The organism is Bacillus sp. P4_D3 (assembly GCF_056401855.1).
In genome coordinates this window covers 1-1,944 of sequence record NZ_JBFUIN010000585.1, presented here as the reverse complement: position 1 = coordinate 1,944, position 1,944 = coordinate 1, and the positions used below count along the sequence as shown (strand labels likewise).

Sequence of the window (1,944 nt, the reverse complement as noted above, 5' to 3'; positions counted from 1 at the left end):
CGTCAATGGGATTCTTGCTACCAAAGGCGAAGTCCATTTCTGGTATCGCTGACGTGCAAGATTGCGGTGTGCCATCACCACTCCCACAACAGACCATATAGGTTCGTGGGCTACGGTACTGTGACCATACCGTACAGATTGTTCGTTCTCAAATRTTTTTAMGTCTTTTGCATGACGACTTAATACATTTTACGGAGTAGAAGAATTTGCTACCCCAACCTCATATGTATTCTGTKTTCAGAGAACAGTCGTTTTAGAGTCTTTTGCATGACTATGAATAAARYATACCATGTTTYGCTATGCAAAAACGATRCTTTCATCCCACGTCTAAAGACGGACTAAAGTCCTGCGTGGGCTTTCCCGTATCGTAAATTCTGTAACAAATGCGACTGAATGGTCATTTGTTATATCGGTCTTCATTTTGACATTCATATTAATGCTAGGTGTTCTTATATTTAAACTGAATAACGGTCTTAAGAGAAAAGTGAAAATACAATATAAATATATGGTAGTATTTCTAATACTAAATTTCGTATGGATAAGTTTATGTTGGATAACTGGTTATGAACAATTAGCGGTCATTCCACCTATTTTAGTCGTTGTGTATGAATCGCTTCAAAAGCCGATGTACAATGAAAAAATGGCATGTAAACAAATACTAGTATTAACTACATCGGCAACTGTTGGAACTTTATTGTACTTTGCAATCGATTCATGGATGTTAGTTACTTTATTAAATATGATATTGATGCTTATTTTATTAAAAATCGTTGGTATACGCATTCCAGCGGCTTACGCATTTCCATTACTTCCGCTCGTATTTCCTGATGAAATGATAAAAATGTTACCAGTGGGTTCATTCATTGCGGGGGTATTCTTATTTGGTGCAGTACTACTTTATAAAAAGTGGGAGATGAAGCAAAAGAGAATGTAAATGTAGAAAAGAAAATACAATCTTTAGTTAGCATAATAAATAGACACCCGCGGGTGTCTATTTTCATTAAATGAAATTTAGCTTAATTCATTTAAGTAATTAACAAGTTCTGTTGTTTTAGAAAAGAATGGTGAATGATCAGCTTCCAAAGTAATTATTTTCGTGCAAGGAGTTTCTGTATTCATTCGGCGCTGAAAATCAATCGGAATCGCTCTATCTAGAGTTGTTTCGATATAAATACGATTTACAGTTCCAAAGTTCGCTTCTGATATTTTTAGCTCTTGTTGGAACGGTCCTAGCGGTTGAGGACGCATTTGATTAAAAGATGTTTCTTTAATAGAACCGTCTTCTGTAGCATTTAAAAATGTTTGTTCAATCAACTCTGGTATAAGTTCTGCAGTCAAGTCTTTCTCATTTATAGAGAATTGTGGTCCGGTTTCGCCATTTAATTTACTACCAAGACTTTCACCGTTTTGTGGTAAAAATGCGCAAAGATAAACTAATTTATCGATTTTATTTGGTATATATTCAGCTGCTTGTGTAATAACAACGCCGCCCATACTATGTCCAACGAGAATAACATTTTCATTTTGTTGATGTATCGCATCCGTTACTGCAGTAACATAGGAATCTAACGTTACATTCTGAGAAGGAGTCGTATCTTTACCGCTTCCAGGTAAGTCTAGTGTAATAACTGTATGTCCGAAAGCCTCTAACTGAGGTTTTACAAATCCCCATGCCCATTCGCCTTGCCATGCTCCATGTACTAAAACGTAAGTACTCATTGAATCAACACTCCTCTAATGTTTATATGCTTATTTTTTCGTAATATTGATGATGTATAATTAGTGTATATGAAGTGGGTTGATAAATATAATGAAGCTTATTTATAGATGATATAAATATCTTTTATATAAGGAGAACAGAATGAACGTTTTTGATTTTAAAGTTTTTAAATACGTGGCTCGTTTGAACAGCATTAGTTTAGCAGCTAAGGAATTACATTACAT

At 34.9% G+C, this 1,944-nt stretch carries 2 protein-coding genes and 1 pseudogene; 2 read left to right on the top strand and 1 reads right to left on the bottom strand.

The genetic code is table 11. From position 1 onward, the window contains the following. Nucleotides 1–376: 376 nt before the first annotated feature. Nucleotides 377–934: pseudogene (locus AC1DTM_RS24350) on the top strand (hypothetical protein); the annotation flags it as partial. Nucleotides 935–1,011: 77 nt separating this feature from the next. Here AC1DTM_RS24350 and AC1DTM_RS24345 read toward each other — a convergent pair. Then, nucleotides 1,012–1,719: an alpha/beta fold hydrolase gene (locus AC1DTM_RS24345; protein WP_016104527.1), complete on the bottom strand. Its 708-nt coding sequence runs from the start codon at nt 1,717–1,719 to the stop codon at nt 1,012–1,014. A gap of 142 nt (nt 1,720–1,861) precedes the next feature. On the opposite strand from AC1DTM_RS24345, the gene AC1DTM_RS24340 reads away from it, so the two are divergent. Further along, nucleotides 1,862–1,944: helix-turn-helix domain-containing protein (locus AC1DTM_RS24340; protein ID WP_477001093.1), on the top strand; the 83-nt coding region annotated here is incomplete at its 3' end.